The sequence below is a fragment of the Mycobacterium sp. DL99 genome (genome assembly GCF_004762045.1).
Lineage (GTDB): Bacteria > Actinomycetota > Actinomycetes > Mycobacteriales > Mycobacteriaceae > Mycobacterium.
This window is the reverse complement of sequence record NZ_SJOM01000007.1, coordinates 2,048,899-2,064,292: the sequence shown is the minus strand read 5'-3', so window position 1 is coordinate 2,064,292 and position 15,394 is coordinate 2,048,899. Positions and strand designations below refer to the sequence as shown.

At 66.2% G+C, this 15,394-nt stretch carries 16 protein-coding genes; all 16 read left to right on the top strand.

Features of this window, described 5'->3' with window-relative positions:
- The first annotated feature begins 26 nt into the window (after positions 1–26).
- The 16 genes from EYZ64_RS10380 (at position 27) to EYZ64_RS10305 (ending at position 15,394) form a co-directional block, all read left to right on the top strand.
- Entirely contained in the window at positions 27–416 is a 390-nt protein-coding gene (locus tag EYZ64_RS10380) for a nuclear transport factor 2 family protein (protein ID WP_135453362.1), read from the top strand.
- 39 nt (positions 417–455) lie between these two features.
- Positions 456–971, top strand: a complete 516-nt coding sequence (locus tag EYZ64_RS10375) for a YceI family protein (RefSeq protein ID WP_135453361.1) — start codon at positions 456–458, stop codon at positions 969–971.
- A 64-nt stretch (positions 972–1,035) separates the two neighbouring features.
- On the top strand, positions 1,036–1,434 hold the full coding sequence (locus tag EYZ64_RS10370) for an Rv3143 family two-component system response regulator (protein WP_135453360.1): 399 nt from the start codon (positions 1,036–1,038) through the stop codon (positions 1,432–1,434).
- Positions 1,435–1,607: 173 nt separating this feature from the next.
- Positions 1,608–1,976: an NADH-quinone oxidoreductase subunit A gene (locus EYZ64_RS10365; RefSeq protein ID WP_055112226.1), complete on the top strand. Its 369-nt coding sequence runs from the start codon at positions 1,608–1,610 to the stop codon at positions 1,974–1,976.
- Positions 1,967–2,521 (top strand): NuoB/complex I 20 kDa subunit family protein, encoded by a 555-nt coding sequence (locus EYZ64_RS10360; protein ID WP_029106617.1) that lies wholly within the window; start codon positions 1,967–1,969, stop codon positions 2,519–2,521. The genes EYZ64_RS10365 and EYZ64_RS10360 overlap by 10 nt, the downstream gene beginning before the upstream one ends.
- The gene (locus EYZ64_RS10355) at positions 2,518–3,213 is read left to right on the top strand and encodes an NADH-quinone oxidoreductase subunit C (RefSeq protein WP_135453359.1); all 696 of its coding nucleotides are present in this window, start codon (positions 2,518–2,520) and stop codon (positions 3,211–3,213) included. Before EYZ64_RS10360 ends, EYZ64_RS10355 begins: the two co-directional genes overlap by 4 nt.
- The gene (gene nuoD / locus EYZ64_RS10350; protein ID WP_135453358.1) at positions 3,213–4,517 is read left to right on the top strand and encodes an NADH dehydrogenase (quinone) subunit D; all 1,305 of its coding nucleotides are present in this window, start codon (positions 3,213–3,215) and stop codon (positions 4,515–4,517) included. The genes EYZ64_RS10355 and nuoD overlap by 1 nt, the downstream gene beginning before the upstream one ends.
- 61 nt (positions 4,518–4,578) lie before the next feature.
- On the top strand, positions 4,579–5,307 hold the full coding sequence (gene nuoE / locus EYZ64_RS10345) for an NADH-quinone oxidoreductase subunit NuoE (protein ID WP_135453357.1): 729 nt from the start codon (positions 4,579–4,581) through the stop codon (positions 5,305–5,307).
- Positions 5,304–6,620, top strand: a complete 1,317-nt coding sequence (nuoF, locus tag EYZ64_RS10340) for an NADH-quinone oxidoreductase subunit NuoF (protein ID WP_135453356.1) — start codon at positions 5,304–5,306, stop codon at positions 6,618–6,620. The genes nuoE and nuoF overlap by 4 nt, the downstream gene beginning before the upstream one ends.
- A gap of 47 nt (positions 6,621–6,667) precedes the next feature.
- Positions 6,668–9,055: an NADH-quinone oxidoreductase subunit G gene (locus tag EYZ64_RS10335; protein WP_135453355.1), complete on the top strand. Its 2,388-nt coding sequence runs from the start codon at positions 6,668–6,670 to the stop codon at positions 9,053–9,055.
- Complete coding sequence (gene nuoH, locus EYZ64_RS10330; protein WP_135453354.1) at positions 9,052–10,275, top strand: NADH-quinone oxidoreductase subunit NuoH; 1,224 nt, start codon at positions 9,052–9,054, stop codon at positions 10,273–10,275. The genes EYZ64_RS10335 and nuoH overlap by 4 nt, the downstream gene beginning before the upstream one ends.
- Positions 10,268–10,792, top strand: coding sequence for an NADH-quinone oxidoreductase subunit NuoI (gene nuoI / locus EYZ64_RS10325; protein ID WP_135453353.1), 525 nt, complete (start codon positions 10,268–10,270; stop codon positions 10,790–10,792). Before nuoH ends, nuoI begins: the two co-directional genes overlap by 8 nt.
- 32 nt (positions 10,793–10,824) lie before the next feature.
- Positions 10,825–11,577, top strand: coding sequence for an NADH-quinone oxidoreductase subunit J (locus tag EYZ64_RS10320; RefSeq protein WP_135459930.1), 753 nt, complete (start codon positions 10,825–10,827; stop codon positions 11,575–11,577).
- A 4-nt stretch (positions 11,578–11,581) separates the two neighbouring features.
- Entirely contained in the window at positions 11,582–11,881 is a 300-nt protein-coding gene (gene nuoK / locus EYZ64_RS10315; RefSeq protein ID WP_044516943.1) for an NADH-quinone oxidoreductase subunit NuoK, read from the top strand.
- Between the two features lie 7 nt (positions 11,882–11,888).
- The gene (gene nuoL / locus EYZ64_RS10310) at positions 11,889–13,769 is read left to right on the top strand and encodes an NADH-quinone oxidoreductase subunit L (RefSeq protein ID WP_135453352.1); all 1,881 of its coding nucleotides are present in this window, start codon (positions 11,889–11,891) and stop codon (positions 13,767–13,769) included.
- On the top strand, positions 13,763–15,394 hold the full coding sequence (locus EYZ64_RS10305; RefSeq protein WP_135453351.1) for an NADH-quinone oxidoreductase subunit M: 1,632 nt from the start codon (positions 13,763–13,765) through the stop codon (positions 15,392–15,394). Before nuoL ends, EYZ64_RS10305 begins: the two co-directional genes overlap by 7 nt.

The following is a 15,394-nucleotide window of genomic DNA, read 5'->3' as shown; positions in this document are numbered from 1 at the left end:
GTCAAGCCCTACCCGAGGAGCCGATGATGTCCCCTGCCGAAGTCGAAGTCATCGACGACGTCGCGCACCGACTGTTCGACGCGATCGAGCGCGGCGACAAGGCCGGTGTCGCTCAACTGTGGGCCGACGACGTCGCCGTGTGGCACGCCGGCGATGCCAGGGACAACGACCGGCCCCGCGCGTTGAAAGTCATCGACTGGTTCATCAACGCCACCCGGGAGCGCCGCTACGAGGTGTTGGACCGGCAGTTCTTCGACGGCGGATTCGTCCAGCAGCACGTCCTGCACGCCGGTGCACCTGACGGCACATTGATCGCATTGCGGGTGTGCATCGTGATCAAAGTGGGTACCGACGGTCTGATCCACCGCATCGACGAGTACTTCGATCCGAAGGACATCGCGCCGCTGCTCACCTGACCCGAGCCGATCATCCGGCCCGACAAGACTGGAGATGGCATGGCCACGATCAGCGACATCCTCACCGCGAGCGCCGGGAACTGGACACTGGTTCCGGATCGGTCCGCCGTGACGTTTCGGAACAAGACACTGTGGGGCCTGTCGACGGTCACCGGGCGGTTCACCGAGTTCACCGGTGAAGGCTCCGCCGGCGCCGGGGTGAACGGCCGGGTGGTGATCGCCGCGGCATCGGTGCGCACCGGGATCAGCAAGCGGGACAACCATCTGCGATCCGCCGACTTCTTCGATGCCCAGGCCCATCCCGGCATCACGATGGAGGTGACGGGTTTGGGCCCGTCCGACGACAGGGTGCAGTTGACGACGGTCCTGACGGTTCGCGGAGTGTCGAAGCCCATCGATTTACCGGTCGATGTGCAGGTCCTCGACGACGGCGCGCTGCGGCTGTCGGGCCAGTGCCAGGTTCAACGAGACGACTTCGGCGTGTCGGGAGACCTGCTGGGGATGGTCGGTCCGACCACAGTCCTGTCCGGTGAACTTCTGTTCACCCGAGTCTGATGCCCCACAACAGGATTCGCTGAGTTGTCCGGCCCACGGGGCCCCGCGCAGTAGCATCGGTTTCATGGCCGGCCCCGCGCCGCTGCACATCCTGGTGTACAGCGACAACCCGCGCACCCGCGAACAGGTACGTCTCGCACTGGGCAAACGCGTGCATCCGGAACTGCCCGAACTGGAATACGTGGAGATCGCCACCGCACCGATGGTGATCTCGCGGATGGACGCCGGGGGTATCGACCTGGCCATCCTCGATGGTGAGGCCACCCCAGCCGGGGGCATGGGCGTCGCCAAACAACTCAAGGACGAGATCGCGAATTGCCCGCCGATCCTGGTGCTGACCGGGCGTCCTGACGATGCCTGGCTGGCTAGCTGGTCACGGGCCGAGGCGGCCGTGCCGCACCCGATCGATCCGATCCGGTTGGGCGATGCGGTGGTGTCGCTCCTGCGCGCCCCGGTCCAGTAACTCTTTTTCGAATTGCCGTGTTGCCGTTGATTGTTCGCGGCATGGCTCTGGCCGCAGCGACACGCTGCCCCGATATGAAACGATACTAACCAAAATGTGTGGCACAGGCCGCAAACCTCGCTAGGCTGTGGGTTAGCTCACATCGACAGCCCACCGAGGGAGCGATAAGTGGCATGAATCTATACACGCCCATCTTGGTTCTCGGAGCGATCGCGGCGGCGTTCGCCGTGGTTTCCGTGGGGATCGCGCTCGTCATCGGCCCGCGCCGCTACAACCGGTCCAAACTCGAGGCCTACGAATGCGGTATCGAGCCGATGCAGCCCGGCGCCGCCGGCGTGACCGGCCAACGCATGCCCATCCGGTATTACCTGACCGCGATGTTGTTCATCGTGTTCGACATCGAAATCGTCTTCCTCTATCCGTGGGCGGTGGCCTTCGACAACCTCGGGTTGTTCGCGCTGGTGGAGATGTTGCTGTTCATGCTCACGGTGTTCGTGGCGTACGCCTACGTCTGGCGGCGAGGAGGCCTGAATTGGGACTAGAGGAACGTCTGCCCGGTGGAATCCTGCTGTCGACGGTCGAAGCGGTCGCGGGATACGTGCGCAAGGGGTCGTTGTGGCCGGCCACCTTCGGCCTGGCCTGCTGCGCAATCGAGATGATGTCGACGGCCGGACCGCGTTTCGACATCGCCCGGTTCGGGATGGAACGATTCTCGGCGACGCCGCGGCAGGCTGATCTGATGATCGTGGCGGGCCGGGTGAGCCAGAAGATGGCACCGGTGCTGCGGCAGATCTACGACCAGATGGCCGAGCCGAAATGGGTGTTGGCCATGGGGGTTTGCGCCTCCTCCGGCGGCATGTTCAACAACTACGCGGTGGTCCAGGGCGTCGACCATGTGGTGCCCGTCGACATCTACCTGCCCGGCTGCCCACCACGACCGGAGATGCTGCTGCACGCAATCCTGAAGCTGCACGACAAGATTCAGCAGATGCCACTCGGGGTGAACCGCGAGGAGGCGATCCGGGAAGCCGAGAAGGCAGCGCTGGCGGTCACGCCCACCATCGAACTCAAGGGTCTGCTGCGGTGAGCACGGCCAACGGAAGCACCGAGGGTACCGGCCAGGGGCCCGAGGTGATCGCGACGCGCCGCGGCATGTTCGGCGCCTCGGGCACGGGCGACACGTCGGGGTACGGCCGGCTGGTGCGTTCGGTGGCATTACCCGGCAGTTCCCCGCGCCCCTACGGCGGGTATTTCGACGAGGTGGTGGACCTGCTCACCGAGATCCTCGGAGAGGAGCGCTATGCGGTGTCGATCGAGCGCGTGGTGGTTCATCGAGATGAGCTGACCCTGGAGGTCAGCCGGGTCCAACTCCCCGCTGTGGCCAGCATTTTGCGCGATGATCCCCAATTGCGGTTCGAGCTGTGCCTCGGTGTGAGCGGTGTCCACTACCCCGACGACACCGACCGCGAACTCCATGCGGTCTACCCGCTGATGTCGATCACCCACAACCGCCGGATTCGGCTGGAAGTCGCGGCGCCCGATGCGGATCCGCACATTCCGTCGCTGTTCTCGGTCTATCCGACCACCGACTGGCACGAACGCGAGACCTACGACTTCTTCGGCATCGTGTTCGACGGGCATCCGGCGTTGACCCGGATCGAGATGCCCGACGACTGGGTCGGCCATCCCCAGCGCAAGGACTATCCGCTGGGCGGTATTCCGGTCGAATACCACGGCGCGCAGATCCCGCCGCCCGATCAGCGGAGGTCCTACACCTGATGAGTACCGAATCCCCCGTCGTGGTGGTCGGCGGACAGGACTGGGACGACGTGGTGGCTGCGGCCCGCGAGCATGCCGGCGAACGCATCGTGGTCAACATGGGTCCTCAGCATCCGTCGACCCACGGGGTGCTGCGGTTGATCCTGGAGATCGAGGGCGAGATCATCACCGAAGCCCGTTGCGGCATCGGCTATCTGCATACCGGCATCGAGAAGAACCTGGAATACCGCAACTGGACGCAGGGCGTCACGTTCGTCACCCGGATGGACTACCTCTCGCCGTTCTTCAACGAAACGGCGTACTGCCTGGGTGTGGAGAAGCTGCTGGACATCACCGACGATATCCCGCCGCGCGCCAGCGTGATCCGGGTGATGCTCATGGAGCTCAACCGGATCTCCTCGCACTTGGTGGCGCTGGCCACCGGCGGGATGGAGCTCGGCGCGATGAGCGCGATGTTCTACGGATTCCGGGAACGTGAAGAGATCCTGCGGGTCTTCGAGTCGATCACCGGCCTGCGGATGAACCATGCCTACATCCGACCGGGCGGGCTGGCCGCCGACCTACCCGACGATGCGGTGAGCCAGATTCGCGCGCTGCTCGATCTGCTGCCGAAAGGCCTGCAGGACTTGGAGGATCTGCTCAACGAGAACTACATCTGGAAGGCCCGCACGGTCGGTGTCGGATATCTCGACCTGACCGGGTGCATCGCGCTCGGGATCACCGGCCCGGTGTTGCGCTCCACCGGACTCCCCCACGATCTGCGTCGTGCACAACCGTATTGCGGTTACGAGGACTACGAATTCGACGTCATCACCGATGACCGCTGCGACTCGTACGGCCGGTACATCATCCGGGTCAAGGAGATGCGCGAGTCGTTGAAGATCGTCGAGCAGTGCGTGGCCAAACTGGAGAAACTCGGCCCCGGTCCGGTGATGATCACCGACAAGAAGCTGGCCTGGCCGGCCGATCTCAAGCTCGGCCCGGACGGGCTGGGCAACTCCCCCGAGCACATCGCCAAGATCATGGGCCACTCCATGGAGGGGCTGATCCATCACTTCAAGCTCGTCACCGAGGGCATCCGGGTACCGGCCGGGCAGGTGTACGTCGCGGTGGAGTCCCCGCGCGGGGAGCTCGGGGTGCACATCGTGTCCGACGGTGGCACCCGGCCGTACCGCGTGCACTACCGCGACCCCTCGTTCACGAATCTGCAAGCGGTGGCGGCGATGTGCGAGGGCGGCATGGTGGCTGACGCCATTGCCGCGGTGGCGTCGATTGATCCGGTCATGGGTGGAGTTGATCGCTGATGAGCGCTTGCGCGAAGAGGAAACCGGGCAGGAGCGCTTGCGCGAAGAGGAGACAGCACGGATGAGCGACGTATTCATTCAACTGGGGCAGCGCCCCGATGAAGCGGGCCCGCCGATCAACGGGCCCGCGGCGTATCCGGACGAGGTGACGGCCCGGCTCACTGTCGACGCCGAGCAGATCACCGCCCGCTATCCCGACGCCCGTTCCGCCCTGCTGCCGCTGCTTCATCTGGTGCAGGCAGAGGACGCTTGCCTCACCCCTGCCGGAATCGGTTTCTGTGCAGCGCTGTTGGACCTGAGCCATGCCGAGGTCACCGCCGTGGCCACGTTCTACTCGATGTACCGGCGTACCCCTACCGGCGACTACCTCGTCGGCGTCTGCACCAACACGTTGTGCGCGATCATGGGCGGCGACGCGATCCTGGACGCACTACAGGATCATCTCGACATCCACGCCGGGGGGACCACCCCCGACAGTCGGGTCACCCTCGAACACATCGAATGCAACGCGGCGTGCGACTACGCCCCGGTGGTGATGGTCAACTGGGAGTTCTACGACAACCAGACTCCGTCGTCGGCACGGGATCTGGTGGACGGCTTACGTAGCGGGACGCCCCCGGCACCGACGCGCGGGGCACCCCTGTGCACCTTCCGGGAAACGGCGCGCACCCTGGCGGGCCTGACCAATCCGCATACACCGGGCGGCGCCCCCGGCACGGCCACCCTGGCCGGCCTGCGTGAAGCCCACAAACGCGGAATGTCCGCTCCTGAGGCAGGTCCGATCACATGACCGCACTGACCCCGGTACTCAGCCGATTCTGGGACGAACCAGAACCGTGGACGTTGGACACCTACCGCCGCCACGACGGTTACCGCGGGCTGCAGCGGGCCCTGGCGATGGGGCCGGACGACGTGATCGCGCTGGTGAAGGATTCCGGACTGCGCGGACGCGGCGGCGCCGGGTTCCCGACCGGGACCAAGTGGTCGTTCATCCCGCAGGGCGAAGACGGCGCGGGGGCCAAGCCGCACTACCTCGTGGTCAACGCCGACGAGTCGGAACCCGGTACGTGCAAGGACATTCCACTCCTGCTGACCACCCCGCACTTCCTGGTCGAAGGTGTGATCATCGCGGCATACGCGATCCGGGCCCGCCATGCGTTCATCTACGTGCGAGGTGAGGTGGTGCCGGTGCTGCGGCGTCTGCAGGCCGCGGTCGCCGAAGCCTATGCGGCCGGATATCTGGGCACCGACATCCTCGGCTCGGGCTTCGATCTGGAGCTGACCGTGCACGCCGGTGCGGGCGCCTACATCTGCGGCGAGGAGACCGCGCTGCTGGATTCCCTGGAAGGCCGGCGCGGCCAACCGCGGTTGCGGCCACCGTTTCCCGCCGTCGCGGGCCTGTACGCCTGCCCGACCGTCGTCAACAATGTCGAGTCCATCGCCAGTGTCCCGCCCATCCTGGTCAACGGGGTGGACTGGTTCCGGTCGATGGGTTCGGAGAAATCCCCCGGCTTCACGTTGTACTCGCTGTCCGGCCACGTCAACCGGCCCGGCCAGTACGAGGCACCGCTCGGGATCACGCTGCGCGAACTGCTCGATTATGCCGGCGGGCTCCGCGACGGGCACACCTTGAAATTCTGGACCCCGGGCGGTTCGTCGACACCGCTACTCACGGCCGAACACATCGACGTGCCACTGGATTACGAGGGCATGGCCTCCGTCGGGTCCATGCTCGGCACCAAGGCACTGCAGATCTTCGACGAGACCACCTGTGTGGTGCGGGCCGTGCGGCGCTGGACCCAGTTCTACGCCCACGAGTCCTGCGGAAAGTGCACACCGTGCCGCGAAGGCACCTACTGGCTGGCCCAGATCTACGCCCGGCTGGAAACCGGTGCGGGTAGCCAGGCCGATATCGACAAGCTGCTCGACATCGCCGACGGCATCTTCGGAAAGTCGTTCTGCGCATTGGGAGACGGTGCGGCCAGCCCGATCATGTCCTCGATCCAGCATTTCCGCGACGAGTACGTGGCGCACCTGGACGGTGGGTGCCCGTTCGATCCGCACGCCTCGACGCTGATGGCGACCGAAGGGGCGGGTGCGTAGATGTTTCTCACCGCGAGATTTCTCACCGCGAGGAAAGGGGGCCGTACGTGACATTGGCTGAGCCGACCAAGGACGCCCCGCCGGTGGAGATGGTGCCGCTGACCATCGACGGCGAGCAGATCAGTGTCCCCAAGGGCACGTTGGTGATCCGCGCCGCCGAGCTGATGGGTGTCCAGATCCCCCGGTTCTGCGACCATCCGCTGCTCGATCCGGTCGGGGCGTGCCGACAGTGCCTCGTCGAGGTCGAGGGTCAGCGCAAACCGATGGCCTCGTGTACCACCACGGTCAGCCCGGACATGGTCGTACACACCCAGTACAGCTCCGAGGCCGCCGACAAAGCACAACGCGGCGTGATGGAGCTGCTGCTGATCAACCATCCGCTGGACTGCCCCGTCTGCGACAAGGGCGGCGAATGTCCCTTACAGAACCAGGCAATGTCCAACGGGCGCCCGGAAACCCGGTTCGAGGACGTCAAGCGGACCTACCCCAAGCCGATCAACATTTCCGCGCAGGTACTGCTGGACCGCGAACGGTGCGTGTTGTGCGCACGCTGCACCCGGTTCTCCGCGCAGATCGCCGGTGACCCGTTCATCGAGCTGCTGGAACGCGGTGCGCTGCAACAGGTCGGCATCGCCCCGGGGGAACCGCTCCAGTCCTACTTCTCCGGCAACACCGTGCAGATCTGTCCGGTGGGGGCGCTGACCGGGACGGCCTACCGGTTCCGGGCCCGGCCGTTCGACCTCGTCTCCAGCCCCAGCGTCTGTGAGCACTGCGCGTCGGGTTGCGCCCAGCGCACCGATCATCGACGCGGAAAGGTACTGCGCCGCTTGGCCGGGGATGATCCCGAGGTCAACGAGGAGTGGAACTGCGACAAGGGCCGGTGGGCATTCACCTACGCGACGGTCGGTGACCGGATCACCACGCCGCTGATCCGTGAAGACGGTGCGTTACGACCGGCTTCGTGGTCGGAGGCGCTGACGGTGGCCGGAGCGGGCCTGCTGGCCTCCGGTGCCAACACCGGCGTGCTGGTGGGCGGGCGCTGCACTGTGCAGGATGCATACGGGTACTCGAAGTTCGCTCGAATGGTTCTGGGCACCAACGACATCGACTTCCGTGCCCGCCCGCATTCCGGCGAGGAGGCTGATTTCCTCGCGGCACACGTCGCCGGGCATCCCATCACACTGCGCTACGCCGAACTGGAGAAGGCGCCGACCGTGCTGCTCGTCGGGCTGGAGCCCGAAGAGGAATCCCCGATCGTCTTCCTGCGCCTGCGCAAAGCCGCCCGAAAGAACGGCCTGCAGGTACTCGCGGTGGCCCCGTTCGCCAGCCGTGGCCTGACCAAGATGGTGGGCACACTGGTCCCGACGGTCCCTGGGGCCGAAGCTGGCGCGCTGGAGGCGCTGGAAACCGATGAGCGGTTGCGTCGCCCCGGTGCGGTGATCCTGGTGGGTGAACGACTGGCCACCTCGCCCGGTGCGCTGTCGGCCGCGCTGCGGCTTGCCTCGGCCACCGGCGCCCAGCTGGCCTGGATTCCACGCCGGGCCGGTGAGCGCGGCGCTCTGGAGGCCGGTGCCCTGCCCAACTTGCTGCCCGGCGGCCGCCCCGTAGACGACGCCGACGCCCGGGCCCAGACCGCCGCGGTGTGGAACACGTCCGACCTGTCTGACACCGCGGGCCGCGACACCAGCGCCATCCTGGCCGCGGCCGCCGACGGAACGCTCTCGGCGCTCATCGTCGGCGGTGTCGAGGTCGCCGACCTTCCCGACCCTGCCGCCGCATTGGCGGCGCTGCGCGCCACTCCGTTCGTGGTGAGCCTCGAGTTGCGTGAGAGCGAGGTCACCGAACTGGCTGACGTGGTCTTCCCCGTGGCGCCGGTGGTGGAGAAAGGCGGCGCATACCTCAACTGGGAAGGCCGGATTCGCCCGTTCAGACCGGCCTTGCAGACCAACGCCATCCCCGACCTTCGCGTCCTGCACTACCTGGCCGACGAGATCGGCGTCGATCTCGGCCTGACCGGACCCGAGGCCGCCGACGGCGAGCTGGCCGGGCTCGGCACCTGGACCGGACCCCGCGCCGCCGAACCGTCGGCAGTGCCCGCGCCGCCGCCGACCCCGGGCCCCGGGCAGGCCGTGCTGGCCAGCTGGCGCCAGCTGCTCGACGCCGGACGCCTTCAGGACGGCGAACCGTACCTGGCCGGCACCGCGGTCAGTCCCGTGGTGCGCCTGTCCCCGGCCACGGCCGCCGAACTCGGTGTCGCACCGCGAGATCCGGTGACCGTGAGCACTGACCGCGGCGCCGTCACGCTGCCGCTGTCGGTCACCGAGATGCCCGACCGGGTGGTGTGGCTGCCCACCAATTCTCCGGGGTCAGCGATCCATCGCCAACTCGGGGTGACCGCCGGGGGCTTGGTCTCGATCGCGCGGGCCGACTCATGACGTACCCCGACCCCACCCTGTTCGGTCACGACCCATGGTGGCTGATCCTGGCCAAGGCGCTCGGGGTGTTCGTCTTCCTGCTGCTCACCGTGCTCGCAGCGATCCTGATCGAGCGTAAGGTGCTGGGCCGCATGCAGCTGCGACCCGGCCCCAACCGCGTCGGTCCGTGGGGTCTGCTGCAGTCCTTGGCCGACGGCGTGAAACTCGCTCTCAAGGAAGGGCTCGTTCCTGCAGGTGTAGACAGGCCGATCTACCTACTCGCACCGATCATCTCGGTGATCCCCGCCTTCATGGCTTTCGCGGTGATCCCGATGGGCGGCGAGGTGTCAGTGTTCGGTCACCGCACCGCACTTCAATTGACCGATCTCCCAGTGGCGGTGCTCTATATCCTCGCTGTCACCTCCATCGGGGTGTACGGGATCGTTCTGGCGGGTTGGGCATCCGGGTCCACCTACCCGCTGTTGGGTGGCCTGCGATCCAGCGCCCAGGTGATCTCCTACGAGATCGCGATGGCCTTGTCGTTCGCCGCGGTGTTCCTCTACGCGGGCACCATGTCCACCTCCGGCATCGTCGCGGCGCAGGACCGCACCTGGTACGTGTTCCTGCTGCTGCCGTCGTTCGTGGTGTACGTGACCTCGATGGTGGGCGAAACGAACCGGGCGCCTTTCGATCTGCCCGAGGCCGAGGGAGAACTGGTCGGCGGATTCCACACCGAGTACTCGTCGCTCAAGTTCGCCATGTTCATGCTCGCCGAGTACGTGAACATGACGACCGTCTCCGCTCTGGCCACCACGATGTTCCTCGGCGGCTGGCATGCGCCGTTCCCGTTCAACCTGATCGACGGCGCCAACAGCGGCTGGTGGCCGCTGCTGTGGTTCACCGCCAAGGTGTGGACGTTCATGTTCATGTACTTCTGGCTTCGGGCCACCCTGCCCCGGTTGCGCTACGACCAGTTCATGGCGCTGGGCTGGAAGGTGCTCATCCCGGTGTCCCTGGTCTGGATCATGGTCGTCGCTGTCACCCACAGCCTGCGCGAGCACGGTTACCACAACTGGGCCACCGGCCTGGTGACCACCGCGGTAGTGGTCGTCACGGTGCTGGCCGTCGCGCTGTGGAAGGCACTGCGGGCCAGAACCGTTCAGCCGATACCGCAGCAGAGCGCCGGCGCCTATCCGGTACCGCCGCTGCCGAACGCTGGAAAGGAGGCCGTCGATGCCTAAGTTCCTCGACGCCTTGGCCGGATTCGCGGTCACGTTCAGTTCGATGTTCAAAAAGACACTCACCGAACAGTATCCCGAAGAACCGGGTCCGGTCGCGCCGCGCTATCACGGCCGCCATCAACTCAACCGCTACCCCGACGGCCTGGAGAAGTGCATCGGCTGCGAGTTGTGCGCCTGGGCCTGCCCGGCCGACGCCATCTTCGTCGAAGGCGCCGACAACACTGACGCAGAACGGTTCTCGCCGGGTGAGCGCTACGGCCGGGTGTACCAGATCAATTACCTGCGCTGCATCGGGTGCGGATTGTGCATCGAGGCCTGCCCGACCCGTGCCCTGACCATGACCAACCAATACGAGATGGCCGACGACAACCGGGCAGATCTGATCTGGGGTAAGGACAAGCTGCTGGCTCCGCTGCAACCCGGCATGCAGGCGCCCCCGCATGACATGGCGCCGGGCAGCACCGACGACGACTACTACCTCGGCCGGATCAACCCCCTGACCGAGGACGTCCCGTGAGCCCCGACGCCGCACTGCTCGCCGCAGAGCATATTTCGCGGCTCGCCGCGGCGGAAGGCGCGGCGAGGACATCGACGTCGGAAGCAGTTCTGTTCTGGATCCTCGGGACCGTCGCGGTGCTCGGCGCCATCGGAGTGGTGGCGGCACCGAAAGCCGTGTACTCCGCGGTCTTCCTGGCCAGCACCATGATCTCGCTGGCAGCGCTCTACATCGCCCAGGACGCTCTGTTCCTCGGTGTGGTGCAGGTGGTGGTCTACACCGGCGCGGTGATGATGCTGTTCCTGTTCGTGATGATGCTGATCGGAGTCGACCTGTCCGAAACCTTCGCCGAAACGCTACGCGGCCAACGCCTTGCGGCGCTCGCCGCCGGCACCGGATTCGGGATCCTGTTGATCGCGGGGATCGGTAGCGTTTCGGTCGCCGGCTTCACCGGGCTGGCGCAGGCCAACAGCGGCGGCAATGTGGAGGGGCTCGCAGCGCTGATCTTCACCCGGTATCTGTGGGCGTTTGAGTTGACCAGCACATTACTCATCACCGCGGCACTGGGGGCGATGGTGCTGGCCCACCGGGAGCGGTTCGAGCACCGCAAGACTCAACGCGAACTGGCGGTCGAACGCTTCCAGGCCGGCGGGCATCCGACCCCGCTCCCCAATCCCGGTGTCTACGCACGGCACAACGCCGTCGACGTCCCGGCGCGGCTGCCCGATGGCTCCGATGCAGCATCATCGGTCAGCGCCATTCTGCCGCAGCGCACGATGAGTAACTCGCCGAACGGGGAGGGGTGATGCGATGAATCCCGACAACTATCTCTACTTGTCGGCACTGTTGTTCACGATCGGCGCGTCGGGAGTGCTGTTGCGACGCAACGCCATTGTGATGTTCATGTGCGTCGAGCTCATGCTCAACGCCGCCAATCTGGCGTTCGTCGCTTTCTCTCGCATGCACGGCCAGCTCGACGGCCAGGTGGTGGCGTTCTTCACCATGGTGGTCGCCGCCTGCGAGGTGGTGGTGGGCCTGGCGATCATCATGACCATCTTCCGCACCCGCCGTTCGGCCTCGGTCGACGACGCCAGTCTGCTGAGGCACTAAGGGCAACATGACGATTCCGATTTGGCTCGTGATCGCCCTCCCCGCCGCCGGAGCCGCGGTGCTGCTGTTGAGCGGCCGCCGATCCGATCGGTGGGGACATCTGCTGGGTTGTGCGACGGCGCTGGGAGCGTTCGTCCTCGGGGCTGTGCTCTTCACGCAGATGCTGGGCCGCGACGGCGAGCACCGCGTGGTCGCCGAATCCCTGTTCTCGTGGGTCCCGGTGGCCGGCCTGCAGGTGGATTTCGGGCTTCAACTGGACCAGCTGTCGGTGTGCTTCGTGCTGCTGATCACCGGCGTCGGGTCCCTGATCCACATCTACTCGATCGGGTACATGGCCGACGATCCGGATCGGCGACGGTTCTTCGCGTACCTGAATCTGTTCCTGGCAGCCATGCTGTTGCTCGTTCTCGCGGACAACTACCTCGGCCTGTACGCCGGGTGGGAAGGCGTGGGCCTGGCCTCGTATCTGCTGATCGGGTTCTGGTCGTACAAGCCCTCGGCCGCCGCCGCGGCCAAGAAGGCGTTCGTGGTCAATCGGGTCGGCGACATGGGCCTGGCCATCGCCCTGATGATCATGTTCGCCACCATCGGGTCGATCTCATTCGCCGGAGTCTTCAGCGCCGCACCGGCATTGGGCGAGTCCACGCTCACCGCAATGGGTCTGCTGCTGTTGCTGGGCGCATGCGGTAAATCAGCCCAGGTGCCGTTGCAGTCCTGGCTCGGAGACGCGATGGAGGGCCCGACCCCCGTGTCGGCGCTGATCCACGCCGCCACCATGGTCACCGCCGGTGTCTATCTCATCGTGCGGTCGGGGCCGATCTTCGATCTGACCCCGGGCGCCCAGACCGGTGTGGTCATCGTCGGCGCCGTCACGCTGCTGTTCGGTGCGATCGTCGGCTGCGCCAAGGACGACATCAAGAAGGCCCTGGCCGCATCCACGATGAGCCAGATCGGCTACATGGTGCTGGCAGCCGGGCTCGGGCCGGCCGGCTACGCGTTCGCGATCATGCACCTGCTCACTCACGGCTTCTTCAAGGCCGGACTGTTCCTCGGCGCGGGGTCGGTGATGCACGCCATGAACGACGAGGTGAACATGCGCCGATACGGCGGGCTGCGGAAGATCCTGCCGATCACGTTCGCCACCTTCGGGCTCGGCTATCTGGCCATCATCGGGGTGCCGCCGCTGGCCGGCTTCTTCTCGAAAGACAGCATCATCGAGGCGGCGCTCGGTGCCGGAGGGGTACGGGGCGTGGTCCTCGGTGGGGCCGCGATCCTGGGAGCCGGGATCACCGCGTTCTACATGACCCGGGTGATGCTGATGACCTTCTTCGGCGAACCTCGTTGGGAGGAACAGGCGCATCCGCACGAGGCCCCAGCCGTGATGACTTGGCCGATGATCCTGCTCGCGGTCGGCTCGGTGGTCTCCGGTGGTGCGCTGGCGATCGGCGGCACGCTGTCGCACTGGCTCGAGCCGGTGGTCGGCGCCCACGAGGCGCACCACGCGATCCCGGCTTGGGTGGTCACGGTGATGGTGCTCGCGGTCGTCGCGGTCGGCATCGCGGTGGCCTACCGGATGTACGCGCAGCGACCGGTCCCGGCTGAGGTGCCCGACGGGTCGGCGCTGACGGTGGCCGCCCGCCGCGATCTGTACGGCGACGCATTCAACGAGGCGGTGTTCATGCGAGGCGGCCAGACCCTGACCGCGGCGCTGGTCGCCGTCGACGACAAGGTGGTCGACGGCACCGCCGGCGGACTGGCCGCACTGGTGAGCCGAACATCGAATGGATTGCGCCAGTTGCAGACCGGCTTCGCCCGGTCCTACGCGCTGTCCATGCTCGGCGGGGCGGCTCTGGTGGTGGCGACGATCCTGGCGGTGCGACTGTGGTGAGCACATTTCCGTGGCTGACGGCGCTGTGGGCGCTCCCGACGGTGGGCGCCGCCGTGGTGATGCTGCTCCCGGCCGCTCAACGGACACTCGCGAAATGGCTGGCACTGGCGATCTCGCTGGCAGCCCTGGGTCTGGCGGGCGTGATCGCCGTCGGCTTCGATCCGGGCGGCGAGCAGTATCAGTTCGTCGAATCGCACCGCTGGATCCCGTCCTTCGGTACCGGCTACATCCTCGGGGTCGACGGAATCGCCCTGGCCCTGGTCGTTCTCACGGCCGTCCTACTGCCGCTTCTGATCATCGCGGGCTGGAACGATGCTGCCCACCAGACCGGGCTCGGCGGCCGGGGCGTGCAGGCCTACCTGGCGCTGACGCTGGCCGTCGAGGGCATGGTGTTCATGTCCCTGGTGGCTCTGGACATCCTGCTGTTCTACGTGTTCTTCGAAGCCATGCTGATCCCGATGTATTTCCTGATCGGCGGGTTTGGCGGACACCGAGCTCAAGCTTCCAAAGCAGCAGTGAAGTTCCTGCTGTACAACCTGTTCGGCGGTCTGGTCATGCTGGCCGCGGTGATCGGCCTGTACGTGGTCACCGCGGGCAGCCACGCGTTCGCGGCCGTCGGCGGTGCCGACAATCCAGCCTCGGGCACCTTTGATTTCCGGGCGATCGTCGCCGCGGTCTCGTCGGGCGAGTTCGTGATCAACCCCGCGGTGGCGAACTTCTTGTTCCTGGGCTTCATGTTCGCGTTCGCGGTCAAGGCTCCGCTGTGGCCGTTCCACCGCTGGCTGCCCGATGCCGCGGTCCAGGCCACCCCGGCCAGCGCGGTGCTGATGATGGCGATCATGGACAAGGTCGGCACATTCGGCATGCTGCGCTACTGCCTGCCGCTGTTTCCCGATGCCTCAACCTATTTCCGTCCGCTGGTCATCACGCTCGCGGTGATCGGCATCATCTACGGTGCCGTCCTCGCGATCGGTCAGACCGATGTGATGCGCCTGATCGCCTACACCTCGATTTCGCACTTCGGTTTCATCATTCTCGGCATCTTCGTGATGACCAGTCAGGGCCAGGCCGGGTCGACGCTGTACATGATCAATCACGGGATCTCCACGGCCGCACTGTTCCTGATCGCCGGGTTCCTGGTGTCGCGGCGCGGTTCCCGGTTGATCGACGCCTACGGCGGCGTGCAGAAGGTGGCCCCGGTGCTCGCCGGGACGTTCCTGGTGGCCGGCTTGGCGACGTTGTCACTGCCGGGTCTGGCACCCTTCATCAGTGAATTCCTGGTTCTCATCGGCACATTCACGCGCTATCCGGTGGTCGCGGTGTTCGCCGCCACCGCGCTGGTGCTGTCCGCGGTGTACATCCTGTGGATGTACCAACGGATGATGACCGGTCCGGTGCGCGACGGGCTGCTCGACGGCGACGACGGTGTGCGCGGCTTACCTGATCTAGTACCACGCGAACTCGTCGTGGTGGCACCGTTGATCGCGCTGATGCTGGTGTTGGGCATCTATCCCAAACCCGCACTCGACGTGATCAATCCCGCCGTGCAGCACACCCTGACCACCATCGGACAGAGCGATCCGGTGCCGAGCGCACCACCGACCATCGCCGAGGGGGGCCGCTGA

Excerpts from the sequence above, each read along its gene's own strand:
- EYZ64_RS10380 (WP_135453362.1), top strand. The coding sequence starts at position 27 with ATGTCCCCTGCCGAAGTCGAAGTCATCGACGACGTCGCGCACCGACTG.
- EYZ64_RS10375 (WP_135453361.1), top strand. The coding sequence starts at position 456 with ATGGCCACGATCAGCGACATCCTCACCGCGAGCGCCGGGAACTGGACA.
- EYZ64_RS10370 (WP_135453360.1), top strand. The coding sequence starts at position 1,036 with ATGGCCGGCCCCGCGCCGCTGCACATCCTGGTGTACAGCGACAACCCG.
- EYZ64_RS10365 (WP_055112226.1), top strand. The coding sequence starts at position 1,608 with ATGAATCTATACACGCCCATCTTGGTTCTCGGAGCGATCGCGGCGGCG.
- nuoD (WP_135453358.1), top strand. The coding sequence starts at position 3,213 with ATGAGTACCGAATCCCCCGTCGTGGTGGTCGGCGGACAGGACTGGGAC.
- nuoE (WP_135453357.1), top strand. The coding sequence starts at position 4,579 with ATGAGCGACGTATTCATTCAACTGGGGCAGCGCCCCGATGAAGCGGGC.
- nuoF (WP_135453356.1), top strand. The coding sequence starts at position 5,304 with ATGACCGCACTGACCCCGGTACTCAGCCGATTCTGGGACGAACCAGAA.
- nuoH (WP_135453354.1), top strand. The coding sequence starts at position 9,052 with ATGACGTACCCCGACCCCACCCTGTTCGGTCACGACCCATGGTGGCTG.
- nuoI (WP_135453353.1), top strand. The coding sequence starts at position 10,268 with ATGCCTAAGTTCCTCGACGCCTTGGCCGGATTCGCGGTCACGTTCAGT.
- nuoK (WP_044516943.1), top strand. The coding sequence starts at position 11,582 with ATGAATCCCGACAACTATCTCTACTTGTCGGCACTGTTGTTCACGATC.
- nuoL (WP_135453352.1), top strand. The coding sequence starts at position 11,889 with ATGACGATTCCGATTTGGCTCGTGATCGCCCTCCCCGCCGCCGGAGCC.